Source organism: Mesorhizobium sp. B283B1A (assembly GCF_020165735.1).
GTDB lineage: Bacteria > Pseudomonadota > Alphaproteobacteria > Rhizobiales > Rhizobiaceae > Mesorhizobium > Mesorhizobium opportunistum.
This window is the reverse complement of record NZ_JAIUIQ010000029.1, coordinates 34,821-58,286: the sequence shown is the minus strand read 5'-3', so window position 1 is coordinate 58,286 and position 23,466 is coordinate 34,821. Positions and strand designations below refer to the sequence as shown.

The 23,466-nt window shown below is 59.8% G+C and carries 20 protein-coding genes; 15 read left to right on the top strand and 5 right to left on the bottom strand.

The window, feature by feature from the left end; genetic code table 11:
* Nucleotides 1–477 precede the first annotated feature (477 nt).
* Both LB577_RS22790 and LB577_RS22785 read left to right on the top strand, forming a co-directional pair.
* Nucleotides 478–1,182, top strand: a complete 705-nt coding sequence (locus tag LB577_RS22790) for an SDR family oxidoreductase (RefSeq protein WP_224688643.1) — start codon at nucleotides 478–480, stop codon at nucleotides 1,180–1,182.
* Between the two features lie 15 nt (nucleotides 1,183–1,197).
* The gene (locus LB577_RS22785) at nucleotides 1,198–2,238 is read left to right on the top strand and encodes a proline racemase family protein (protein ID WP_224688596.1); all 1,041 of its coding nucleotides are present in this window, start codon (nucleotides 1,198–1,200) and stop codon (nucleotides 2,236–2,238) included.
* 42 nt (nucleotides 2,239–2,280) lie between these two features.
* Here LB577_RS22785 and LB577_RS22780 read toward each other — a convergent pair whose 3' ends face one another.
* The gene (locus LB577_RS22780) at nucleotides 2,281–3,072 is read right to left on the bottom strand and encodes a helix-turn-helix transcriptional regulator (RefSeq protein ID WP_224688594.1); all 792 of its coding nucleotides are present in this window, start codon (nucleotides 3,070–3,072) and stop codon (nucleotides 2,281–2,283) included.
* A 112-nt stretch (nucleotides 3,073–3,184) separates the two neighbouring features.
* On the opposite strand from LB577_RS22780, the gene LB577_RS22775 reads away from it, so the two are divergent.
* The 7 genes from LB577_RS22775 (at nucleotide 3,185) to LB577_RS22745 (ending at nucleotide 10,423) form a co-directional block, all read left to right on the top strand.
* A complete protein-coding gene (locus LB577_RS22775; RefSeq protein WP_224688592.1) occupies nucleotides 3,185–5,344 on the top strand; it encodes a hydantoinase/oxoprolinase family protein in 2,160 nt (719 codons plus the stop codon).
* 14 nt (nucleotides 5,345–5,358) lie between these two features.
* Complete coding sequence (locus LB577_RS22770; protein ID WP_224688590.1) at nucleotides 5,359–7,563, top strand: hydantoinase B/oxoprolinase family protein; 2,205 nt, start codon at nucleotides 5,359–5,361, stop codon at nucleotides 7,561–7,563.
* Entirely contained in the window at nucleotides 7,560–8,051 is a 492-nt protein-coding gene (locus LB577_RS22765; protein WP_224688588.1) for an acetone carboxylase subunit gamma, read from the top strand. Before LB577_RS22770 ends, LB577_RS22765 begins: the two co-directional genes overlap by 4 nt.
* 97 nt (nucleotides 8,052–8,148) lie before the next feature.
* Nucleotides 8,149–8,976, top strand: a complete 828-nt coding sequence (locus tag LB577_RS22760; RefSeq protein ID WP_224688586.1) for an SDR family NAD(P)-dependent oxidoreductase — start codon at nucleotides 8,149–8,151, stop codon at nucleotides 8,974–8,976.
* A gap of 288 nt (nucleotides 8,977–9,264) precedes the next feature.
* Entirely contained in the window at nucleotides 9,265–9,492 is a 228-nt protein-coding gene (locus LB577_RS22755; protein ID WP_224688584.1) for a hypothetical protein, read from the top strand.
* Nucleotides 9,493–9,634: 142 nt separating this feature from the next.
* Nucleotides 9,635–9,793 carry a hypothetical protein gene (locus tag LB577_RS22750; protein WP_023765683.1) on the top strand — a complete coding sequence of 53 codons (159 nt, stop codon included), beginning with the start codon at nucleotides 9,635–9,637 and terminating at the stop codon, nucleotides 9,791–9,793.
* A gap of 198 nt (nucleotides 9,794–9,991) precedes the next feature.
* On the top strand, nucleotides 9,992–10,423 hold the full coding sequence (locus LB577_RS22745) for a hypothetical protein (RefSeq protein ID WP_224688582.1): 432 nt from the start codon (nucleotides 9,992–9,994) through the stop codon (nucleotides 10,421–10,423).
* Nucleotides 10,424–10,568: 145 nt separating this feature from the next.
* On the opposite strand, the gene LB577_RS22740 is transcribed toward LB577_RS22745, so the two are convergent.
* On the bottom strand, nucleotides 10,569–10,835 hold the full coding sequence (locus LB577_RS22740) for a hypothetical protein (protein WP_224688580.1): 267 nt from the start codon (nucleotides 10,833–10,835) through the stop codon (nucleotides 10,569–10,571).
* Between the two features lie 1,050 nt (nucleotides 10,836–11,885).
* On the opposite strand from LB577_RS22740, the gene LB577_RS22735 reads away from it, so the two are divergent.
* Entirely contained in the window at nucleotides 11,886–12,167 is a 282-nt protein-coding gene (locus tag LB577_RS22735) for a hypothetical protein (RefSeq protein ID WP_224688578.1), read from the top strand.
* A gap of 1,409 nt (nucleotides 12,168–13,576) precedes the next feature.
* On the top strand, nucleotides 13,577–13,873 hold the full coding sequence (locus LB577_RS22730; RefSeq protein WP_156937907.1) for a hypothetical protein: 297 nt from the start codon (nucleotides 13,577–13,579) through the stop codon (nucleotides 13,871–13,873).
* 119 nt (nucleotides 13,874–13,992) lie between these two features.
* Here the strand turns inward: LB577_RS22730 and LB577_RS22725 are convergent, their stop codons facing one another.
* Together LB577_RS22725 and LB577_RS22720 are read right to left on the bottom strand one after the other, a co-directional pair.
* Nucleotides 13,993–15,951 (bottom strand): DUF4838 domain-containing protein, encoded by a 1,959-nt coding sequence (locus LB577_RS22725; protein WP_224688576.1) that lies wholly within the window; start codon nucleotides 15,949–15,951, stop codon nucleotides 13,993–13,995.
* Between the two features lie 904 nt (nucleotides 15,952–16,855).
* The gene (locus LB577_RS22720; RefSeq protein ID WP_224688574.1) at nucleotides 16,856–17,416 is read right to left on the bottom strand and encodes a hypothetical protein; all 561 of its coding nucleotides are present in this window, start codon (nucleotides 17,414–17,416) and stop codon (nucleotides 16,856–16,858) included.
* Between the two features lie 567 nt (nucleotides 17,417–17,983).
* Here LB577_RS22720 and LB577_RS22715 point away from each other — a divergent pair.
* The 4 genes from LB577_RS22715 to LB577_RS22700 all read left to right on the top strand — a co-directional run bounded on the left by LB577_RS22715 (nucleotide 17,984) and on the right by LB577_RS22700 (nucleotide 22,204).
* Nucleotides 17,984–18,400: a MucR family transcriptional regulator gene (locus LB577_RS22715; RefSeq protein ID WP_013893288.1), complete on the top strand. Its 417-nt coding sequence runs from the start codon at nucleotides 17,984–17,986 to the stop codon at nucleotides 18,398–18,400.
* A 335-nt stretch (nucleotides 18,401–18,735) separates the two neighbouring features.
* Entirely contained in the window at nucleotides 18,736–20,049 is a 1,314-nt protein-coding gene (locus tag LB577_RS22710) for a GMC oxidoreductase (RefSeq protein WP_224688572.1), read from the top strand.
* A gap of 486 nt (nucleotides 20,050–20,535) precedes the next feature.
* Nucleotides 20,536–21,309: a LuxR C-terminal-related transcriptional regulator gene (locus LB577_RS22705; RefSeq protein WP_084018938.1), complete on the top strand. Its 774-nt coding sequence runs from the start codon at nucleotides 20,536–20,538 to the stop codon at nucleotides 21,307–21,309.
* 220 nt (nucleotides 21,310–21,529) lie between these two features.
* Entirely contained in the window at nucleotides 21,530–22,204 is a 675-nt protein-coding gene (locus tag LB577_RS22700; protein ID WP_051410536.1) for a Crp/Fnr family transcriptional regulator, read from the top strand.
* A gap of 58 nt (nucleotides 22,205–22,262) precedes the next feature.
* Here the strand turns inward: LB577_RS22700 and LB577_RS22695 are convergent, their stop codons facing one another.
* Nucleotides 22,263–23,447: an acyltransferase family protein gene (locus LB577_RS22695; protein WP_224688570.1), complete on the bottom strand. Its 1,185-nt coding sequence runs from the start codon at nucleotides 23,445–23,447 to the stop codon at nucleotides 22,263–22,265.
* Nucleotides 23,448–23,466: the final 19 nt, after the last annotated feature.

Sequence of the window (23,466 nt, the reverse complement as noted above, 5' to 3'; positions counted from 1 at the left end):
TCCGGTGCTACATCGGATCGCGATCATGAAGAAGAAAACCTACGTCAAACCCACGCTTGTAAAATGCGGAAAATTGACGGAGCGCACGGCGCAGATCGTGGCATCCGGAATTGTATTGGGCGAGTGACCGCATGGAGCCTCCGTCAACCGCCTCGATGGCGCCGATGCTCAATTCCGCTCGAACGTTCCGCTGAAACAAAGCCGGACTCGTTCCGAGCAAGCTTTTCGCGGCAGATCGGCGAGGGCCTTCCAGCTTGGCTAGCTCATTCCTGTCGATCAGCACGGTGGCGGCGAAATAGGGTGCGCCGCTGCGCTCGTCGGCGCGAATGCCCCGAGGCGAGCCGTTCAGCCATTTGAGTCATTCGATAGTTTCCTATTGGACGACGGCCGATTTCTGTTTAGCCATCCCCACGGCGATGTGTCAGACTTTGCCGAGTTTCGCAAAATGCACGAGAGTTGGTAGCCGAAGGAAGCACGATGACAGGACAAAAAGTTGCGTTGGTTAGCGCTGGCGGAAGCGGCATGGGCGCGGAGACCGCCCGTCGACTTGCTGCGGACGGCTACAAGGTCGGGATTCTCTCGTCCTCAGGCAAAGGGGAAGCGTTGGCAAAGGAGCTCGACGGCTTCGGTGTCACCGGCTCGAACCAATCCAATGACGATCTCAAGCGGCTGGTCGATGGCGCTGTCGAGCGGTGGGGCCGCGTCGACGTGCTTGTAAACAGCGCTGGCCACGGCCCACGAAAGCCCATCCTCGAGATTACCGATGAGGATTGGCATGACGCAATGAACGTTTATTACCTGTGCGCTGTTCGTCCGACGCGATTGGTCACACCAATCATGCAGAAGCAGAAATCGGGCGTCATCGTCAACATCTCCACCGCCTGGGCGTTCGAACCGAGCCCGATGTTCCCCACCTCTGCCGTCTTCCGTGCCGGACTGGCCTCCTTCACGAAGATCTTCGCGGATACTTATGCCGGTGACAACATTCGCATGAACAACGTTCTTCCAGGTTGGATCGACAGCCTGCCCGCAACCGAGGAACGTCGCGACAGCGTGCCGTTGGGGCGCTATGGCACCAGCCAGGAAATCGCCGCCACGATCGCGTTCCTTGCGTCGGACGGCGCGGCCTACATCACCGGCCAGAACATCCGCGTCGATGGCGGCATAACGCGCGCCGTCTAGAACAGGCATTCAACAATGCGCAGCAAAACCAGCATTCGTGTCGTCGGCTGTCACGCCGAAGGCGAGGTCGGCGACGTCATCGTGGGTGGCGTGCTGCCGCCGGCGGGCCGCACGATGATGGAGAAGATGATCACGATGGAACGTGATCACGACCATATCAGGCGCATGCTGATCTGCGAGCCGCGCGGCAGCGTCGCGCGCCATGTCAACCTGCTCGTTCCATCGACGCGTGACGATTGCGTCGCCGGCGCCATCATCATGGAGCCGACGGAATATCCTCCGATGTCCGGTTCCAATACGATCTGCGTCGCCACGGTCCTGCTGGAGACCGGCATGGTGCCGATGCAGGAGCCCGAGACGCGCTTCAGGCTCGACATGCCGGGTGGCGTCATCGACGTGCGAGCCGAATGCCGTGACGGCAAATGCGTGTCGATCACCTTGCGCAATGCGCCTGCCTTCGCCGAACGTCTCGATGTCAACCTCGAAGTCGAGGGGCTGGGAACGCTCACGATCGACGTCGCCTATGGCGGCATGTTCTACGCGATCGTCGATGCCGAGGCGCTCGGCTTCTCGGTCGCCCCCGACGAGGCTCGCGAGCTGGCGGTGATGGGCGAGAAGGTTCGACGGGCCGCGCGCGAACAGCTGGATGTCGTGCATCCGGAATTCGAACATGTGCGCGGCGTGTCGATCGTGCAGTTCGCCATGCCGTTCCAGGGGCCCGGCAATGTCACCCGCAACACCTGCATCGTCTCGCCGGGACGCTCCGACCGCAGCCCGACGGGAACCGGCACGTCGGCCCGCATGGCCGTGCTGCAGGCCCGAGGCCTGATGGGAGTTGGCGACGTATTGATCCACGAATCGATCATCGGCTCGCGCTTCGCCGGCAAGATTGTGGAGCTGAAGGAGATCGGCGGCCGCAAGGCAATCGTTCCGGAAATCACTGGCCGAGCCTGGATCACCGGTGAGCATGCCTACTACCTCGATCCGACGGACCCATACCCGCAAGGCTACGTGCTGTCGGACACATGGGGGACTTCCACCTCGGTCAAGCAATAGGCGTGCAGCGGCGTCGAAACAGGTTCGGTCTAGCCCGAAATCTCAGGGACCATTCAACCGGGATGCCCGCGATTGAAAGAACTGCAGGAACAATTCGCGCTCCGTGGTGATGTCGAGTTTTTCATAGATGCGGCGGCGGTGATTTTTGACCGTGCCGACCGCGATCCCCAGCCGCTCGGCGATGCTGGCGGTCGGATGTCCGGCCAGGACGAGCTGGACGAGTTCGCGTTCCCGCTGTGAAAGCTCTGGCCAGAGGCTGGCCGGAATGCTGGGCTTCTGCTGCGGCGAAGCGCCGGGTCCTGTCGGCACCGATGTGCGGGAGAATTCGTTTCCGCGCGCGGTTATGTCGAGTGCGTGCAGGGCTGCGAACACCGGCAGCCGCTCTTCCAGCCGCGCGATCTCGCTGTCCTTGAAAGCGGCGCTCGAACGGTCGAGGAAGATGCCGAGACACCAGTCGCCGCCATCCGCCAGCATGATGCCGACTTCGTCGCAGATTTCCGACTGCGCCAGGAAGCCAGCTATGTACTGGCCGCGTTTGGCCTCGTCGTCGGCAAGCCGTTTCAGCGGCATGATGCCAAGCCGCCGCTCGCGCCGCCACGAGGCGTAGAACGGATCGAACACGTAGTAACTGGCGAGATAGCGCTGCACCATCTCGTCCGAGAAGCGCCGGTGCTTGACGAATTCCGGTGTCTGCGTCGCCGAATAGCGTGTCACCGTGACGAGGTCGTGCTCGATGTCGGCGCCGATCAGGTCGATCAGGCAGTCGACATGCCTGTCCGTGCCGGTGGCGGCGATCGCCCTGGCGAGCGGCGCCCAGATATTGCCCATGCGCATGCCCTTTTCTCGGCGATCCCGGCCCGACCGTCATTGTGTCTTTTGGCATATGGCGCGAGGCCGCCCAAGAGCTCTAGCCTTGCCTCAACCCAGACCACATTCCGAGGCGATCGTGACCCAACCCAATCCCATCGGCCCCATCGTCGGCAACCCCATCGTCATCGGCATCGACGCCGGCGGCACCATGACCGACACCATCCTTGTCGATCAGGACGGTCACTTCAAGATCGGCAAGTCGGCGACCACGCCGAAGAACGAAGCCGAAGGTTTCCTGGCCTCCGCCGAGGACGCGGCCGATGCCTGGGGAATCTCGCTGGAGCAGCTCTTCTCCGGCGTCAACGTCGTGCTCTATTCCGGCACCGGCATGCTCAACACGCTGTTGTCGCGCACCGGCCGCCGCCTTGGCCTGATCACCACAAAGGGCTTGGAGGACATGATCCTGATGGGCCGCGGCTTGCAGGCCTGGGCCGACTATTCCTACGCCGACCGGCTGCATGCGGTCACCCATCATCATCCCGATCCGCTGGTGCCGCGCCGCCGCACCCATGGCGTCACCGAGCGCATCGACCAGTTCGGCGACATCATCCTGCCGCTCTACGAGCATGAGGTCGTAGCGGCAGCCAGGAAGCTGATCGCCGACAAGGTCGAGGGCATCTGCATCATGACGATCTTCTCGCACGTCAATCCCGTGCACGAGAAGCGCATCGCCGAGATCTGCCGTGAGGAGATCAAAAAGGCCGGCGCCGAGATCACCGTCTACACCAGCCACGAAGTCCGCCCGGTCATCCGTGAACAGTCGCGGCTGAACTCGGTGCTGATCGAGGCCTACGCGACGTCGCGCGGCCGCAAGCAGCTCAAGGGTATCGAGGACGTCTCGAAGAAATACGGCTTCAAATATGGCGTGCAGACGCTGCTGTCCTTCGGCGGCCTGACCTCGATCAACCATCCGCGCCTACACGAAACCATGACCTCCGGCCCGATCGGCGGCATTCTCGGCGCGGCCTATGTCGGCAAGCTGATCGGCAACGACTCGCTGATCTGCTCGGACATGGGCGGCACCTCCTTCGACATGGGCGTCATCACGCGCGGCCAGACGCGGATCGAGAACGAGCCTTTGATGGACCGTTTCAAGCTCAACGTGCCGACGCTGCACCTCGACACGATCGGCGCCGGCGCCGGCATGATCCTGAAGGTCGATCCCCTGACCAAGAAGCTCTCGCTCGGGCCGGAAAGTGCGGGCTCGGATCCCGGCCCGATCTGCTTTGCCAAGGGCGGCACCGAACCCACCATCGCCGATTGCGACGCCATCCTGGGCCGCCTCAACCCGCATTACTTCCTTGGCGGCAAGGTCGTTCTGCAGGTCGGGAAGGCGAGGGCAGCCTTCGAGGAAAAGTGCGCGCGCCTGCTCGGTGTGGGCGTCGAGGAGGCCGCCGAAGGCATGATCGACATGCTGGAGGCCGACGCCAACAATGCATTGCGGCGCGTCATCTCCGGCCAGGGCATCCACCCCTCCGAATTCACGCTGCTCTCCTATGGCGGTTCAGGCCCGCTGCATCTGGCCGGCTGCTCCAGGGGAATCGGCTTCAAGGACATCATCACCTTCCAGTTTGCCGCCGCCTTCTCGGCCTTCGGCTGCACGACGGCCGATTTCATGCGCCGCCATTCGGTGTCGACGCAGCATGACATCGGCGCGCGCGCCAGCGATGACGAACTGATGGCCTTCGGTACGAAGGTCACCAATGTCTGGGACGATCTCACCAAGGCAGCCGTCGACGAGATGATCGAGGACGGCCATGGGCGCGACAAGATCAAGACCGTGCCGTTCCTGATGATGCGCTATACCGGCCAGCTCGAGGATGTCGAGGTGATGGCGCCGCTCTCGGCCATCCATTCGGCCGACGATATGCGCGGTGTCATCGATGAATTCGAGGCCGTCTATGCCAAGGTCAACCACCGTGTCTCGCGCTATGGCGAAGCCGGCTTCTCGATCACCGAACTCGGGCTCATCGCCACCGCCGATAAGATCAAGCCGGTGCTCTTGAAGCGTCCGCTCGGCAAGTCGGATCCGGCAGCCGCCCACAAGGGTGTGCGCGAGGCCTATATCGGCGGCCGCTGGCACAAGGCCAATCTTTACGAGATGGATCTGTTGCAGCCCGGCCACGAGGTCACCGGCCCGGCTATCATCGAACATCCCGCCACAACGCTCGTCGTTCACCCGCAGGACCGTGTCCATGTCGATGAATGGACGCTGCTGCACTACACCCACGCTTGAGAAGGGCGAACGCCATGCTGGACAAACCCGCCTCCGCGCTCCGCATCCGCGAACGGCTGATCGAATCCGAACGGCTCATGGAAGAGACCGGCTGCTACGACGGCATCACCGAACTTTCGCTGCGCAACCAGGATCCGCTCAAATTCGAGACGCTGCACACCAAGCTGCGCGCCTATTGTGTCTCGGCCCGCGAGATGGCCCGCCGTATCTCCGCCTCGCCCGGCGTACGTGAGGTCGGGGAGATGGTGGTCGCCATCTACACGCCGGAAGGCGATGCGATCGCACTCTCCAACGGCATCATGGTGCATGTCCACACGATGAGCCGCTTCATCAAATGGATGATCAGACAGGGCTATGAGGAAAACCCCTGCATCCGCGACGGCGACATCTTCGCCAACAACGATGCCTTCATCGGCACCGTGCAGGTGCCCGATGTGATGGACGTGGTGCCGATCTTCCACTCGGGCAAACTGGTCGGCTGGGCGGGCGCGGTCTGCCACGAGCTCGAGGTCGGCGGCATCACGCCGGGCGGCGACGTGGCGCTGGCGCAGGAGCGCTTCACGGAAGGGCTGTTCGTCTGTGCCGAAAAGGTCGGCGAGAACGACGAGATCCGCCGCGACTATGTCATCCGCTGCGAGCGCAATCTGCGCATGCCGATCTATTGGGTCTTGGACGAGAAGGCCAAGGTCGCCTCCTGCATCGACATGCGCGAAAGCGTCAAGGCGCTGATCGACGAGATCGGCTTGGACTACTGGATGAAGGTGTCGAAGGAGTTCATCGAAGAAGGCCGCCGCGCCCAGCTCGCCCGCACGCGCCAGCTCACCGTGCCCGGCATATACCGCGGCCACACTTTCTACGGCCACGTCACAGCGGGCAAGCCCGGCTACCAGCCGCTCGGCGACCCCGACTGGCTGTACAACATCCCGATCGAGATGGAGATCACCACCGACGGCAAGATCATCATGGACTTCGAGGGCACGCAGCCCTGGGGCTACCATTCGATGAACTGCACTCCGGCCGGCATGGATGGCGGCATGTTCGTGACGCTCACCCAGCACATGAATTTCGAGGGGCTGGTCAATGACGGGGCCTGGATGGCGACCGAACTGAAACTGCCGCACGGAACATGGACCAACCCGGACAACGAAATGGTTGCGACCGCCACCTCATGGGCCTTGCTGCTTCCGGCCTATGGCGTGTTCCAGCGGCTGTTGTCGCGCTCCTTCATCGGACGCGGCTTTGTCGAGGAAGCCTTCGTCGGCCAGGTCAACAGCCCGATGATCGAGATGGGCGGCACCAGCCAGTACGGCAAGCTGTTCGGCATGGCGCATTTCGAATGCGCGGCCGCCGGTTCCGGCGCGCTGGCGATCAAGGATGGGCTCGACACCGCCTATGTCGGCTGGAACCCGGAATCCGACATGGGCAATATCGAGATCTGGGAACAGAACATGCCAATGGTCTATATCGGCCGCTCGATCGTTCCCAATTCCGGCGGCGCCGGCAAGTATCGCGGCGGCTGTTCCTTCCTGTCGACCTGGCTGGTCAGCAAGACCGACCATCTCAGGCTGGTTACATCGGAGCATTCGTCGCGCGTGTTCGACAATGGCGGCATGTGCGGCGGCTATCCGGCGCCGACCTGCCAGAAGCATCGCGCGGTGCGCAACTCCAACATTTTCGAACTCGCCGAAAAAAGGGCACCGCTGGCGCACCACACCGGCACCAACCCGCATCGCTCGGAGCTTGAGCTGCGGCTGCAGGGCGAGCATGTGACGATGGAGGGCCCCTACATCACCGCCCCGCACAAGACCGGTGACATCTTCACCCATTCCTACAATGGCGGTGGCGGCTATGGCGACGTGCTGGAGCGCGATCCGCTCAAGACAGCATTGGATGTCGAGAACGGCTATCTCACCAAGGAGGCGGCCGAGGGCATTTTCGGCATCATCCTCGACGAGGATGGGGACGGCTATCCCGTTGCCAACATCGAGGCCACCAAGCGTCACCGCGCCGAGATGCGCGCCAGGCGGCTCGCCGAGGCAAAGCCGGTGTCGGAGTGGATCGCCACCGAGCGCGGCCGTGTCGAAAAGGCCGACTTTGCGCCCGAGGTGAAGAAAATGTACGCCAGCGCAATCAAGCTTTCCTCGCGCTTCACCAGGGAATTCAGCGATTTCTGGAACGTCGACGCCAGATCGATCTTCATGCCGGGAGCAAAGCCGTGACCTCGTACAGCAAGGAAGTCATCGCCGATCTGGTCGCGGGCACGCTGCCCTGGCCGCAGACCCGCCGCGCGATGAGCGCCTACAAGGACGACGACCGCTTCTTCAAATACGTCGCGGTGCTGCAGGACCGCGTCGGCTGGAAGGATCCGATCCTGCTGCCGGTCTCGGATCATCTGTTCATTTGCCAGAGCGGTGACGAGCGGGTGACCCGTTGTGAGTGCGGCCACTCCTTCGGCGACTATCGCAAGAACTGGAAGCTGAAGGCGGCGATCATCGTGCGCAACACCGAGGAGACACTGCGCGAAATCTATCCCAACAGCGATATTCCCGATCCGCAATGGATGGAGATCCGCGAATTCATCTGCCCGCAGTGCGGGACCATGCACGAAGTGGAAGCGGCCGCGCCCGGCTACCCAATCGTGCATGATTTCGAGCCGGATATCGAGGGCTTCTATCGCGAATGGCTGGGCAAGCCGCTGCAGCCTTGACCAGGCCGGTTGCCGGGCCTTGGATAGGTTCGGCGCGGCTTCCGAAATGACGGTCGGTGGCGACTGCCTTGTGGTTTGATTGCGGAGATCGAGTTCGATGACCAACCTCTCGGGCCGCGGGGCCATCGTCACCGGCGGTTTTTCCGGCATGGGCTTCGCCATCGCCACCGCGCTTGCGAGGGCCGGGGCCAATGTCGCTGTCGGCTCCTACGTGGCCGCGCCGGGCCCGGGAAGGACCGATGCCGCCTACTATCCGGGCGCCGGCGAGATCGAACGGGTGCGTTCGGCTTTGGCGGCGCATTGCACAAGCGTCCACGCCGCGCATCTCGACGTGCGCGACAGCGATCTCAGCAATCGCTTCGTGGCCGAGGCGGAGGCGGCGATCGGGCCGGCCGACATTCTCGTAAATGCCGCCGGCACCACCGCCGAGCAGCCGGTCGTGGGGCATTCCGACGAACTCTGGGACAAGATCGTCGACACCAATCTTACGGGTGCCTTCCGTGTCACACGCGCCGTGCTGCCGGGCATGATCGGACGCGGCTGGGGCCGCATCGTCAACATTGGCTCCACCGCGGCCTCGGTTGGCTGGAAGGACAATCCTGCCTATTGCGCCTCGAAGGCCGGCCTGCTCGGGCTGACGCGCTGCGTGGCGCTGGAAGGGGCCGCACACGGCGTCACCTGCGTCATGATAAGCCCGACCTGGGTGGAGACGGAACTGATGCGCCGCAACGTCGCGCAAGTGGTCGAGCGTGAGGGCAAGGGCCGCACGCCAGAGGAAGCGATGGCCGAAATCGTTCGCGGCAACCCGCAGCAGCGCATGCTGCAGCCGGAGGAAATCGCGGCGCTTGCGGTGTTCCTGTGCTCGGACGCCGCCAGGGGCATCACCATGGAGAACATCCAGGTGACCGGCGGCGCTCTGTGGTAACGCCGACGCGAGGATCCAATCGATCTTGGGTCGGCGGTTTGCCGGTGGATAGGCAGCATGACGACCGCTGCGGAAAGTGCGATGACTAAGCCAGCCTTCCGTAGGTCGCGATTGCCTCGCGGGACAATTTCGCGCGGGCAACTTTCGCGACGCCCAAACCAAGGCTTGGCCGATGTCGTACCGCCATTGCCTTCTTATAGCTGAGCGATTTCGTACGAAATCGTACCATCGATTGATCGGCGCCTTGGACGGGATCAAGATGAAGCCGAGGGTGATGGGAGGAACCGCATGAGCATCGCCAGATGGGCAATAAGACCCGTCGGTACCGCTAGGGAGTTTCTGGCATCAGAGCTTCGAAGTGCCCGATATGGCGATATCGTCTCGGTCAAAGCGGCAATAGAGGCCGCTCGCAGGGATGCGCCCTATTTGCAAGATACGGATGACGAGTTGACGGAGAAGATCGTCGATCTGGCACGGGAACTGGACCTAGCCGTCCTTTTTGACTCTCGTGAGTGATCGATGGCCGAAGGCTTGGCGCTGGTCTATGCTCCTTGGTACGAAACCAACAATTGGCTCTTGACTGAAAATGCGCAATCCTTGGAAAATGGAACGCCGGCTGGACGACAAACTCGATTGCAAGGTATGCGGGACTATCCAAATGGACATTCCCGACAACGCCGAGGAGTCGACGCCAATTCACTGCAGCAAGTGCGGTGCCTTTCTTGGCGAATGGGGCGAACTGCAGGATGATTTCTACCGCCAGACCCGCGGTTCCGAAGCCTTCGACCTGCGCAACGGAAACATCATTAAAAAGTAGCTGCAGTCGCCGGATTCATGCAGCCCGGCTCTGGGCAGACTGGTTCTGGATTGCTGGCCGATGCCACCGACCGCTCCCCGAATGCCTTGTGGACATTTACAATCCTGACCGCCTCAATCTCCCGCTCTTGTCGGGGCATCGCCGCGCGATAATTTCTCTGAAGGCGTGGGTGCTTCTCGCTCTCGACAGGAGGCTGCCATGAAACATCAGACACTCGACCAACTGCATGCCGTCGCCAAGGTTCAATCCTCGGCGGCGTATTCGGAGATGACGCGGAACCAGCGTATCGAACGTTGGGCCGAACTTCTCGAACAACATCCCGTGCGACGTCTTGCAGCGTTTACAGGCACCGAGTATCTGCGCCTGGAGGAACGTGACAGCGTGCGTGGGGAAGGATCGGCAATTGCTGTGGCCTTCGAAGATCCGGTGCTGCGCGCATCGGGCCTGAAAGACGACAGCTATGGTGAGGCAAAACGCTTCTTCGGGCTGAGCGACTGGCAACTGCACGACATCGTCTGCGATTGTCACGTCGGCGCTACGATGAAGGCGGGCTGGGCTGCCAACCGGGTCCGCGCAACGATTGGCGGGAACAGGTTTATTGCCTGGCTAAGGCAAAGGATAATGCGCTGAATGCCGAGGGGGATCGCAGCCTGCCACAGCACGATCCCCTGCCTTGCTCGACGCCCGAGTCAACTCTAATCAGGGTTTGGTCGCGGGAGAGCGCCGCCGCTACTCCTCAAGCTGCCGGTTTCGCTGCCGCGGTTGCCACGCCCAGTCACAAATCCGGGCAGGGGGTTAGCGGTCCGATATCCAGCGTTGTGAGGGGCGTGAGATCCTTCAACCGCAGGGCCGGGCGGCCAAGCATGGGCTCCGCGATAGCTGTTCTGGATCGAAATTTCGCATTGGCCAGAACGGTCAGATGCTCTGCTTCTTCGCGCGAGAGGCCGTAGAGCACTTTGCAAGTGAATTCCGCCGGAACCTCGGAATGTAGATCATACACCATCCAGTTGTCGGCCGGATCTTGCAACGCGATGAACCTCAAGCGGGCCTCCATGGTCAGCTAGGCCCAATTTAAACGAGATGCGTTTTGTTCCGCCTCTCCATTCGGACAGTGGGCTTCCGCCATGGGGTGAAGCTCAGCGACCGAAGGGCTGAGGAACTCGCCACGTCATTCTCGCCACGTCATTCAGGACATGACGGGAGCTTGGCGATCGCAAGCACATGCAGCCAGCCGCTTAGGCCCAAGAACTGAAAAGCCATGATGGCGGCGGCCACGCGGCGAGGCTCTACACCTGCAGAATGCGGTCTCAAAACTCACCGCGCGCTGGCTGCGCCACATGACGCCGCTTCGCTCGTGCGATGATGAATCGTCAAAAACGTACCATCGCGACGGCCATGGAACATTAGGGTCATCTAATGGTTTTGGTGCGGCAGGGACCCAACGCCCGGCAAGTCCCAAAAATCCCAGGGGCGGCCCGTCGCTGCCGTGAATGGGGCGGCGGGTTTTCTTGGACTGGTCGCCTCGCGAACGCGGAAGGCAACGGGCCTCCGTGACGACAGGTTACCTGACGGAATGGGGTCCGACACGATACTGCAACAAACTCTGGGCATCATTGTTATCTCAACTTTCAGGGAGCCGTGACGAGGTCGATCAAAATGCGAAATGATAGAGAATTGCTTGCAAGAGCATGCGCGTTGGGCATCAACATCTATCAACGCTCAAAAACAGTTTGGGTGGCCAGGGGAAGCTATCGTGGCCGTACTTTCGAGGTGAAGGGGCGTGCTCCAAAGCCAACGATCGCTTTATGGAAGGAAGCGACACGTTATAGAGGTTCGGCGTTTTAAGCTCGAGCATCCGCAGCCGCGAGACGGCTCAAGCTCGGCGGCTCGCCGCAGGGACCAGGAGCGCGAATGGTCTGTCCCTCTTGCCGGGACGCGCGGACTGGCTTGGGTTGTGAACAGTTTTCTTCGCCAGTTGACTTTACGGGTTTTGCACGAAACCCTAAAAGGAGTGCTGTCGTTAGCAAATATTATGGGCGCTAGCGCTTGGGAGCCATAGATTTACTCCTGCCCCACACGGAGGCATGGAGCGATGTCCCAACAATCCGAAACTATTGCATCGCTGTTGCGGCAATTGCGGATGTTGGAAGAGCCCGCCGAAATCGTATGTGCCCATGCCGAGGTGATACGGGGTGCTGCCGATGACATCGCCGATGAATTTCCATTCGACGATGTCGAAACGCTGGCTATGCTGATTGAAGACGATATCGACGACGATGAAGAGGCAGCGGGTACTGCTCGCGCTATTTCCAAGGAACTCCGTCGACGATTGGCCGCTGGTGTAAGAAAATGGCCAAGACTGAAGATTATGTGATGAAACGAGACGGCATGTCTTGGCTCCGTTGAGTCTTCGGCGGACTGAGCCGTGCCACCGTCGATATGATCGCCTTGGCCAGCGCGTCGGCTTCTTGGATCGGTAGCGCGCTAATCAACGTGCAACCTGGTCCCGATCTGATCCCTTGACGGTCTATCGACAACTCAGGTCTTTGGGTGGCGAGCCGATCGATTAGACTCCGCGGCTTCCTCGCATGTGTCGGAAGGCACCGCAGTCGAGATGTCATTGTAACCGTATGACGACAAAGCCGAGGCTTTTGGGAACCAATGGCCGGTGCGGCTGCGCTGCGTTGGGCAGCTTGATTTGCGCCACACCGGCCACTGCGGGTTGGTTTGGGTGTCCCCCGCACTGCTCAAATTATAGACATATTAGCAATAATGCAAATAAGACTGAAGTCCCATGGGCGATGAGGGTGTGCGGCTGGCTGCTGACCTATCAACGCCGTGGCTTTGCACGGTCAGACTGTTGGGATCCTATGACGGATTCGTACGAAGCCGGCATCTATGTCAAATGCAAATGACAGCGCCCCAATATGAACGTAGACCAAGCTATGGTTTGCCAATGAGGGAGCACCTTCGCCCGCTTTTAGGAGCCAAAGGCCAGAGCAAATGCATCGCGATCACGACGAGATTTTCCATCGGGCGGATGCTCTTGGGGTTACGATCCTTCAACGTTCAAAAACAGTGTGGGTGGCCACGGGAAGCTACCGAGGCCGCCTTTTCGAGGTGAAAGCCCGCTCGCCCGCGGTTGCACTCACGTTATGGATGGAAGCCGCTCAATATGCTGGTCAGCGGATTTAGTGACCGGGATCGCCGACGCGTAAGCATCCATTCGCAGCCCCAGGTGCCGGCCATCCGGCTCATGCGCGGTTGGCCCGATTGACCTGTCGATCGTCGGGCACAAGCCTTAAGATCGGGACGGAGAGATGGAAATCGCTATGTGCCTGCCCAAAGTGCAGCACTGCACGCAACCATCACCACAACATTGTCAGATAGTTAACAAATGGTTGCTCCTGAACTTTGGGATTTGTCGGTCCGGACGTCAAGAATGTGCGAACAGTCAAACCGAGCTGACGATCCAGCTCCCCGAAGTTTTAAATAGATACGTCATTTTCTACTTGGCGACGCCATAGCGGAGCGCTGGCCCTCGCGATCAATGCAGGCGACTGTTGCGACCGATCACATTGAGTTGCAAGTTTTAGGCAGATATCCAAGAAATCGCTAATACGCCTATTTTGAAAGAGAAATGAGTAAAATTTCGTCCGAAAATTTTTTCACTAATTATAAAACATGCCGACGGGCTCACCCTGGAACAAGACTCGATCTTCCCAAAAAAATACACGACAAGATCCTCAGGGGCTGAATGTCACCCTGTTAAGGAGGCTTATCATGATCATTCGCATTCTTACCGCAATTTCTCTTGCTGTATCTGTCGCATCCGTCTCGACGACTAGCTTTGCCGAATCGGCGACCAAAATTAAATCTGTGGAAGCAGGCAAGGCAGGTCGCGCCGCAGAACCCGGAAAGGCAGGGCGCGCTGCAGAACCTGGCAAAGCCGGCGGTGCTGGCGAAACCGGTGGCAAGGCCGGCGGCGCCGGTGAGTCCGGCGGCAAGGCTGGCGGCGCCGGTGAGTCCGGGGGAAAATCCGGCGGCGCTGGAGACGGTGGCGGCAGCAAGGGCGGCTGACCGCCCTGCCGATCCTGCCAGGTCGTAAAGAGCGCACCCTTGCCAGCGTGCATGCTGGCGGGGTGCCTTCGCTGTTGGTGATCGAAGGCCAGGCTGGAAGTTTCGCTGCTTGAAGAAGATCACTCCGGATCGGGCTCCTGCAATTGGACTGCAGCGCCGGGAAGGGCCCAGCTGGTGCTCTCGACCCACGCGCAGTGATTCATGTTGGATACCCACGTGCGCTCGTGCGCTCGTCGAAATTCCAACAGGGCCTGCAATTCCACCTTGCCTCTCTCGTAGCTGGATTCCGGATCGCCGAGCGTAAGCTTGGCGGCAACCAAAGAGCACAATTTCGCGTGCTGCAATCCCAATTGAAGGAATTGCACCCGCCTTGACGCTTGCTGGTCTGCCGCCGCGGAGGAGGCTGCCTTGTCGAGCAATGCTTCGGCCGGCGCGAAGCTCTCCTCTGGATAGATCGCATGCGCCGCTTTCGCCCAGCTTCGCCAACGCGAAGCCCCAAGAGCCTCGAAGGTGTCACGCAGCCGCGCACTCCCACCGGACGTATACGCCTCCCAGAAATCGAAATATTTCCTCACGTCAGCCGCCGCGGGTCCGAAGGCGGAGTAATATTCTGACAGCAGGGAGCCGGCAGGCATGTCGGGGTGGATCTGCAAGCGGAGCAACAGGTAAAGGTTTGGGCCTTGTGTCGCCCAATGACCTGTCAGCGAATCGAAATCGGTCCCGATCATTCCGTTGTTCGCGGCGCTCTGAAACTCGTCGGCGAACTGGCTGGAAAATATGTGCGGCATGCAATATCCGTCCAGAAAATAGTTCGTCCGCATGAAAAGCTTGGCCTCGGTTTCCGCCCATCCTCGCCACTGGGCTTTCATCCAATCCTGCTCGTCGCCGCTTCGGGGATAGAACCAGGATGACGGGCAAAATCCGATCATGACGTTCGGCCCCAGTTTTATGCCCGAGGTCGGAGCGGCGAAGTAGTTCATGTAGGCGTAGCCGACGACAACCGAGTTCGAATTGTATTTCGCGGCGATCTGCTGGATGGCTTGCCATGAACGCGCATATCTGTCGGATACGAAAGGCTTGCTGGCGATCTTTGATTTCGGCGGAATGAATTTTCGATAATCCGGTGGTTCCGGGCCATCGAGCGCCTTGCATGCATCGCATTCGCATTGGCCAGGCACGTCATTCTCGACAGCATTGACGAAGGTTGGAAGGTGTCCAGGAGTATCCCCTCCATGCTCGCGCCACTGCGCGACAATCTCTTCGCGCAGACCCGGATTGGAAATGCACATGGAAAAGCGCGCACCCAGCCTTGAGGGGCCTCGTCTGCCGTTGACCAGTTGAAACCATTCAGGATGCTCGGCGCCATACTGCCGCCACCAGTCCACGAAGGCATGGCCGTACTTCGCTGGGATTCGGCGGCCCATGCGGTTGCGACGCAGAAATGTTGCCTGCGCGTTCATGTATTCTTCGGCCGCCGCGGCAGTGAAGCCCAGCTCGGGATGATCCTTGGCCTTCAAGCCCGCAGCCGAGCGCACGTGGCGCTGCATGAATCGAGGCGTTACGACATGGTCTTGAAGAGGAACGACCACGGACTCCGCTCTTGGAACAAACGTTCCCAGTTCGCCTGGCCATAGCCACCGAACCGCGAAGTAGCGATCGAGAAGTTCGTATGCGCCGAAGAGCGTTCCCGCGGACGTGTCCTCATCAAGAGGGCTGCCGCTCGTGTCATGCCCCGCGATACAGAGATGGCGGCCGACGGTGCGGATTGCACACGACTCCGGCTCCAATGCGCCGGAATCGATGCCGGCCTTTCGGGCAAACCGGGTATCGCCCAGAAAGATATGGGCTTTGCCCAGGCTTGCCGACGTCACTTCGCTTTCAGTCACCATGGCAGGCTGGAAGCCGGTCGCTTTCTCGATATGCCAGCCGAGCTCCACGGCAGCATAGTGGACGGAGTCCTTCGGCCTGTCCGGGATAACCAGCGTGGCGGCGGGTCTGCCTCCCGCCACCAACGTCACACCATCGCCTGGCTGAGCGTACGCGCCGGCTGCCTTGCCAGCGCCCAGCCAGTGCAGCAAGCCGAATATGGCTCCCTGCCCAAACGTCCTTCGCGACAGTGCCCGCATAGCAAGACCTTACCTACGGCCGATCATCCAACAAAGTGGACCTTCTTCTGGACAAGGACGGTGCAGGCTTCCATGAATCGCGGGGGACGCTGTCGGTCCCTCCGGAGATGAAGAGGGCCAAACCGCGCTGAATTCTGCCCGAAGGAGAAGGGACTTTTGGCGATCCAGGCTTTTGGCGATAAAGGCATGCGCACCATCCGATGAGAATTGCTCGCCGCATGTTTGGTGCGGCGGGCGATCAAGCGTTGCGCACCAAGCGAAGCGGCTGCTGTTACGCAGATCATGAGGTGCATGGTATCGCCGCTAGACCCAACGATCCCAGACAGGCTTTTGGGTGTTCTTGCTAGACTTTTGGTCGGGGGAGTGCCTGGCCCCTTGGTGGCTTGCAATGATCGTCGGGGACCGGATCTATGCCGCCGCTCGCGCCAGCGGCGGGGTTGTTTCGATTGCCGAATGGGAGGTTCGGATCGGCAAGTGTTAAAATGGTCACATTCCTTGGAACTCCAATCTGGCATCCCTCGTTGCTTCTTACATGGCGCGGGGGCTGGAATGTATGAATGCAAATGATCCACAATGGCGAACGCTCGCCGGCGCTCTAGGCGTCACTGTTTATCAGCGCTCAAAAACAGTTTGGGTCGCGGCCGGGAAATACAGAGGTCAAGATTTCGAGGTGAAAGCCCGTTCCCCACAGGTTGCGCTCGCCCTGTGGAAGGAGGCCGCGCGCTATGCCGGTTCGGACTGGTGACCGGTGATGGGACTTGGTGCTCGCGCGGATGAATTGCGCCAGTTGGTGGACACGGATGCCGATAAGGGAACAACCATTACCGGCACCCGATAGTCTCAAGGTTTTATCGGCCTAGCCAGCGCCACCGCTGCCCTTGCCGCTCTCGCCGCCGGCCTTGCCACCGGTCTCGCCGGCGCCGCCGGCCTTGCCACCGGTTTCGCCAGCACCGCCAGCCTTGCCGCCGGTCTCGCCAGCGCCGCCAGCCTTGCCACCGGTCTCGCCAGCGCCGCCGGCCTTGCCACCGGTCTCGCCAGTGCCACCGGCCTTGCCGCCGGTTTCGCCAGTGCCGCCGGTCTCGCTCGACGCAGCGCTAAGGGTAGTGGCCGTACCGCCGGTCTCGCCAACCTTGCCGCCGGTCTCGCCGGTGCCGCCAGCCTTGCCGCCAGTCTCGCCAGCGCCGCCAGCCTTGCCGCCGGTCTCACCAGCACCGCCAGCCTTGCCACCGCTCTCGCCAGCACCGCCGGCCTTGCCGCCAGTCTCGCCGGCACCGCCAGCTTTGGCGCCGGTCTCGCTAGGCGAGCTTACCTGGACGCCAGACTCCCCGGCTGCGCCGGCATTGGAAATCCCTATGGTTCCCAGAGCAAAGAACGCCCCCACCAGCAACTTCGCCGTAGTCGTAACTTTAATGGTCATATCGTCTCCTGATATCCACGCTCCCCCGCATACTTAATAATCAGATTCTCCAAGAAAGTTTATTCACAATCATGATCGAGCCAGACACATTTAATGACAGTTTGACACGAGATTATACCCGTGAAATCTCGATTTATATGAAGTAATAGAAAAGCAAATTCCGTCATGCCTCTATCGTAATTGTGTAGCAGTCGGCCTTTGTTAAAATGGCCGACACCTAGGATGGTGGAAATATGCATCCGATATTTCAATCTCCGCCGTGTAGAAGGCGCATCGATGTTGGCGGTCTTCAAGAAAACATCAAGCAAACGCAGCACGACGGGCCGCGATCCCAACGGATGGGTCACATTGGCTGTCACTGCCAGTTACCACTTTTGGGTGGATTCAGCGCCGCCAAGGGCAATTGACAGAAATGGCCCCTGCGGATGCCATTGAAGGGTTCCAAAGGCGGGGAGGATCAGGAGCATCTGCTCCCGATTTGATGTTGGAAAGTTCGGCAAACGAGTGATCCAAACGGGCCCCGCATTTGGCCACGGACGATAACCATCGTCAGTCGAGAGCGGATCCATGGCCACCGACCCCGTCCATCACCTGGAATCAACTGCCAAGATTGTTTCGGCCTTTGTCAGCAGGAACCGGGCCTCACCTTCTGATCTGGTGGATCTGGTGGAGAATGTCGGCCGCGCTTTGCAGGCCCTCGCGGGAGGCACGGAAAAGAGCAAACCAAAGATCGTTCCCGCCGTACCAATCAGCAAATCGGTGACTCCGGATTTCATTATCAGCCTGGAGGATGGACGCAGGATGAAATCGCTGAAGCGGTATCTGGCATCGCTTGGAATGACACCGGCCGACTATCGCAGGAAATGGGGTTTGCCGCCTGATTACCCTTTGGTGGCGCCGAATTTCACCGCACTGCGTTCGCAAGCGGCAAAGAGGATCAGGCTCGGACAACGGACCGCCAGTGATCAGACCTCACGAACCTGACCGTATGGTCCTGGCGATGACGATTTTGCCGCGCCTGCTGCCCGATCAATGTCGCCATGATTGAGGATTGCGACGGCGTTCCCCAAGGCGCTTGCCTGGAGACAGACCTGTGCATCGTGGGCGCGGGTGCGGCGGGCTTGGCGCTCGCCTCGCAGTTCGAAGGAACACGGCATCGCATATGCATCATCGAAAGCGGCGGGCTGACATACGAACACTGGCGCCAAAGACTGTCGCGAGGCCGCTCTGTAGGCAGACCCTATGAGGCGCTGGACCTTTGCAGGATCCGCCAGTTCGGCGGAAGTACCGGCAGGGCTGGTTGGGGTGGTTGGTGCAAGATGCTGGACCACGCCGATTTCGAGCCTCGGTCCTGGATTCCGATGAGCGGATGGCCTGTCGATCGCAACTCGCTCCTCCCCTACTATGAGGCGGCCGCCGGTTTGCTGGGCATCGACGACTTGCAAGCCGAATGGCCTGCCTTCGCGGCTCTGCCTATGACCGGGCCACTGTTTTCCGAACGATGCTTTCTCAGTCCCGTCCCGGATTTGGGGGCGACATTGCGCGCCAGGCTGCAAAGGGCAAAAAACGTGCAGGTTTTCCTGCACGCCACCGCCTTGCGGTTAGACACCGACTCATCGGGAAGATGGGTTCGCTCCATCGAGGTGGCCAGTACGCCAAACAGGCGCTTCCGGATCCAGGCACGGTCCTTTGTGTTGGCCTGCGGTGGGATCGAAAACGCGCGCCTGCTCCTGGTTTCAAACCGGCAGACGCCGAATGGCATAGGCAACCAGCATGACCTGGTAGGCCGCTATTTCATGGAGCATCCGCGCGTAAAATGGGGGAGCCTGCAGGTCTGCCATCCCGACACCGCGCTGGCCCTGCACGTGCCATCCATTGTAGCGCGAAGGCCTTATTTGTCGGAGCAAGAGCACTGCGGCGTGAGCGGTGCATTCGGACTGGCGCTGCGCCCGGAGATTCGTGAAAGTGAACGCCTTCTGGGCTCCCGGACGTGGATCAAGCCGGGACCTTGCGCCAATGATCTGGGTGGCTCCGAGGCGTTGCATTATCTTGCCTTCTGGCTGCGGAAGGGACGCCTCCATCGCGACCTCATCAAGAGTGGCCGCACCATCCTCAGACATCCCGCAGCGTCGGTCGCGTCAGCCATCGAGCGCCTTGGGCACTCACGCGGGCGCGTGAGACATTTTCATTTTGACACGATCCTCGAACAAGAGCCGGACCCGGAAAGCCGGGTTACGCTCGATACAAGACTTGACGAATTCAATCTTCCGCGCGTGAAACTGGAATGGAGGGTGGGGCCTCTCGTTCGGCGTACACTCGAGCGCGTGCAGACGATCATCACCGACGAGATGCGGCTGCTGGGCCACAGAAGCGACGTTCGATCGAGCACCCAGGAGCCCCCAGGCGGAGACGATATCCCATACCGATGGGTGAGGCACCACATGGGCACAACGAGGATGAGCGCCGATCCGCGGACTGGCGTGGTCGATGCCACGTGCCAGGTTCACGGCCTCGGGAACCTTTTTGTCGCCGGGAGCTCCGTTTTTCCAACCGGGGGAAACGATATGCCCACCCTGACGATTGTCGCGCTTGCCATTAAATTGGGCCGACACCTACGGCAATGGCTCGAATAGAGGTCAATTCCATATTGGAGGAGCTCCCGGAGGCCGCGCTCGGAGGCTTGACCAGCCTGACGGCTCGTTGCTCGGAGTCCGGCATGAGGTGTCTTCCAAGATACACTTTACTTCACAATGGCATAATTTCAGGTTTACTTTACGTGCTTTGGATATGGATGTGAAAATTTACAGTTTTAAAAGCGACGTCACGTAAAATCCTCCTTTGCAATTCGTTATAGATTGCATGCGGATCAACCCCCGGCATCCTTTTCGTTGAGGATACACCTTTTGGTGGAGGCAGCCTTGCCACTACGACATTTTGCCGTCCCGGCTCTAATCCTGCTAAAAATATGCGATTATATTCAGGGTGTGCGTTTTGTCACACCGCCTCATCGATCTGCAAGTTATTACTAATACCTTAAGGAGGTGGGTATTCGAAGCGGATTCTCCGTTGGGGTGAATTCCGTGGGTACTGGAGTTGAACCTTTGGGTTGGGGATAAGCTATGACAATTCTGTCCATTACCGATCAGCCGGTCAAAACCGACTTGGCTCCCTATTCATCTGTCGCAAATGCCAATCATATCGGACCTGCTCCCTCACGGGAGGAGATGGAGATAGCGATCATCGATGACAGACCGCTGATGTGCGACTGTTTCGCCAGAAGCCTCGAACTCATCGAGCCATCATTTCGTATCCAGCGCTATCCTACGGTCGAAGCGTTTGACGCTGCCAGCCCGGAGGAGACCGAACGCGTCTCGACCGTGTTGCTATGCGTCATGTGGTCGAATTCTCAGGCGGACTATCATCTGTCGCGGATTGCCCATCTCAAGGCAACCAGACCCTCTCTGGGAATCGTAATGCTCTCGGATATCGAAAGCTTTGACGATATCGTCAAAGCAGTGGAAAGCGGGACACGCGGTTACATCCCAACAAGCGTCAGCTTGCAGGTTGCGGCAAAGGCTATTCAGCTTGTCGCGGCAGGAGGGACTTTCGTACCGCCGAGCGTCCTCTTTAGTTCGAGCCAGGCGATCAAGGACAGCCAACCCGCGAAGCAGCCGCAGGGCGACAATGTTTTCACGTCGCGCCAGATGGCGGTGATCGAAGCGTTGCGGCGGGGCAAGGCAAACAAGGTGATCGCATACGAGCTCAACATGTGCGAAAGCACGGTCAAGGTGCATATTCGCAATGTCATGAAAAAGCTTCGCGCGAGAAATCGTACCGAGGTAGCCTACATCCTCAACACAACGCCTTATGATGGTGTGAGCATACGAAATTGAGGCATGGCTGCCGCCTCGGTCAAAAAATGATGATTTCTTTTGCCCGCGGCAACGGTGCCGGTTGGCTTTGTCAGGCCCTCGAATTGGAGAGCCTGACAAAGACTCGACATTTTGCAGGGTGCGAGGAAAGTTGAAACAGCCGCTAGATCGATATGCTGTTCCGCAGACGGAGAGGGAAACCACTCCCACAGCCGAAAGGAACACATCGCAAAGCCCGGACTTGAGCGATATCGAGCATTTCCATGCCGTTCGCCCTTCCACGCTGGCCGAGATGAACCGACGCTGTCATTGGTTCCATCTCGAAGACGGCGATGTCTTGATTCCGGCCGGCGAAAGGGTCGATCGAGTATTTTTTCTTCTGGAGGGTGAGCTTCGCTTCCCTGTCTATACCCGTACAGGCAAAATTGTATGGCTCCCATCGGCGCACGAGGGATCGCTCGTCAATGAAGTGGCTTTAAGCGGGGACCTTCTTGCGGTGCCTTATTCGATCGAAGCCGCAGGACCATGCACCATTGCCTCCATCGGCAATCGGGCCTTCCTGGATATAATCAAGAACGATCCCGAGGCGCTTCAGGCCATCGTCCAAATGCTGGTCGAGCGCCAGCACTCGTTTGTCGAGCATATCGTTGAACTCTCGACACTCAGCGTTCGATCGCGCGTGCATAGCGAACTGCTGCGCTTGTGTGTTGAAAGTATCGACACTGACGGTTCGGCGATGATTTCTCCCATTCCCACCCATACGGATCTGGCCAATCGCATCGGCACGCATCGGGAAGCGGTGGCCCGCGAACTCAGTTATCTGCAGAGTGTCGGGATTGTGCTGCGCCGCGCAAAGGAACTCTTTGTGCCCGACGTGTCTCGCTTGACGGACCTGCTCTCCAAGTCCGACGATTAATCTCCCACGATCTCATGATCAGCCATGGTCTCGGGCCATGGACCGTCGCGGCCCTGCATTATCCCCGCAGCCATGCGAAGCGTTTGGTGCCTAAGCCAAGCCACGTCCGAACGGCATTCTGCTGCGATGTCGAGCGGTAGATCTTCTGATGATAGACCAACTCATAGGGCCACAGTTCGAGGCTGCGGTTCGCGAGATGCGTGAGTATCCAGGTGATAGCGCTTGCAGCGACAATGAAGGCGCCCATCGAGACGACGACATTGGCGGTGAACAGGTGAGCGTGTGAAAAGAGGGAGCGGGTCAGAAAATACGTATAGGGATGCACCAGATAAAGGCTGTAGCTGACCGTCCCGAAGTAGCGAAGAAGCCGATTGCCGAGAAGCAGCGCAGTCAAGCTGTTTCGCGACACCGCAAGGCCGAAGTAAAGCGCCGTCGCAGCGACCAGCAATGGCACTTCGGCATTCTGGAAATCGGACCAGTGATAGTCGTAGTGGCTGCGAGTGGATATGAAGACGCACGTTGCCAGCGCCGCGCTCTCGGCCAGCCGATGGCGACCGACGCGCATCCAATCATATCGATCGTAGGCGAGACGGATCAGGCCGCCGGCAACGAAATACAGGGCAATCGGATATCTGGCGATAAAGAGCACCGCGAGAAGACCCAGAGCGGCCAACCCAAGCTTGTTGGGGCGACGGATGGCCAAGAACACGAAGGCACCGGTGAACACATAGAACCAGACTTCGAATGTCAGGCTCCAGGCATTCGGCGTCAGCTGCTCTGTGTGGGCGAAAAGATTCAGGAACGTCAGTCCCGCGAGAATTGCGGTGAGATTGTTGGTCTCGGGATAGAGGTTTGTCGCGGCGTTCAGTGCGACGTAGAGCACGCTGAGAACGAAGAACAACGGGTAGACGCGCAGGAACCGTCGGGCGGCAAACTCACGGGGACTGTAGTGCAGCGCACTCGGAAGGATCACGAAGCCACTGATGGCGAAGAAAAGGCACACACCGAAGGTGCCGAAATTCCAGAAAGGCCCAATGGCCGCTACATAGGCGGAGTTCGAGGCGTAGATATGCTCCGCCGTGCCGCCCAGGAGATGCGCGAAGAACACCATAAGCGAAGCGACACCACGAAGCCCATGCGCAGCCACATTGAATGACTTGTCGGAAACTGGTTTCGCGGATGCGTCGCGCAGGACATGCGGTGCGTCCGATGGTTTCAGCGAAGGGGGATACGCAACAGCCATTTGAGCCTTCAAATTGGAC

What these genes read in the sequence shown, in the direction of transcription:
- LB577_RS22790 (WP_224688643.1), top strand. Translation starts at nt 478, where the DNA reads ATGACAGGACAAAAAGTTGCGTTGGTTAGCGCTGGCGGAAGCGGCATG.
- LB577_RS22785 (WP_224688596.1), top strand. Translation starts at nt 1,198, where the DNA reads ATGCGCAGCAAAACCAGCATTCGTGTCGTCGGCTGTCACGCCGAAGGC.
- LB577_RS22780 (WP_224688594.1), bottom strand. Translation starts at nt 3,072, where the DNA reads ATGCGCATGGGCAATATCTGGGCGCCGCTCGCCAGGGCGATCGCCGCC.
- LB577_RS22770 (WP_224688590.1), top strand. Translation starts at nt 5,359, where the DNA reads ATGCTGGACAAACCCGCCTCCGCGCTCCGCATCCGCGAACGGCTGATC.
- LB577_RS22760 (WP_224688586.1), top strand. Translation starts at nt 8,149, where the DNA reads ATGACCAACCTCTCGGGCCGCGGGGCCATCGTCACCGGCGGTTTTTCC.
- LB577_RS22755 (WP_224688584.1), top strand. Translation starts at nt 9,265, where the DNA reads ATGAGCATCGCCAGATGGGCAATAAGACCCGTCGGTACCGCTAGGGAG.
- LB577_RS22750 (WP_023765683.1), top strand. Translation starts at nt 9,635, where the DNA reads ATGGACATTCCCGACAACGCCGAGGAGTCGACGCCAATTCACTGCAGC.
- LB577_RS22745 (WP_224688582.1), top strand. Translation starts at nt 9,992, where the DNA reads ATGAAACATCAGACACTCGACCAACTGCATGCCGTCGCCAAGGTTCAA.
- LB577_RS22735 (WP_224688578.1), top strand. Translation starts at nt 11,886, where the DNA reads ATGTCCCAACAATCCGAAACTATTGCATCGCTGTTGCGGCAATTGCGG.
- LB577_RS22730 (WP_156937907.1), top strand. Translation starts at nt 13,577, where the DNA reads ATGATCATTCGCATTCTTACCGCAATTTCTCTTGCTGTATCTGTCGCA.
- LB577_RS22720 (WP_224688574.1), bottom strand. Translation starts at nt 17,416, where the DNA reads ATGACCATTAAAGTTACGACTACGGCGAAGTTGCTGGTGGGGGCGTTC.
- LB577_RS22715 (WP_013893288.1), top strand. Translation starts at nt 17,984, where the DNA reads ATGGCCACCGACCCCGTCCATCACCTGGAATCAACTGCCAAGATTGTT.
- LB577_RS22710 (WP_224688572.1), top strand. Translation starts at nt 18,736, where the DNA reads ATGCTGGACCACGCCGATTTCGAGCCTCGGTCCTGGATTCCGATGAGC.
- LB577_RS22705 (WP_084018938.1), top strand. Translation starts at nt 20,536, where the DNA reads ATGACAATTCTGTCCATTACCGATCAGCCGGTCAAAACCGACTTGGCT.
- LB577_RS22695 (WP_224688570.1), bottom strand. Translation starts at nt 23,447, where the DNA reads ATGGCTGTTGCGTATCCCCCTTCGCTGAAACCATCGGACGCACCGCAT.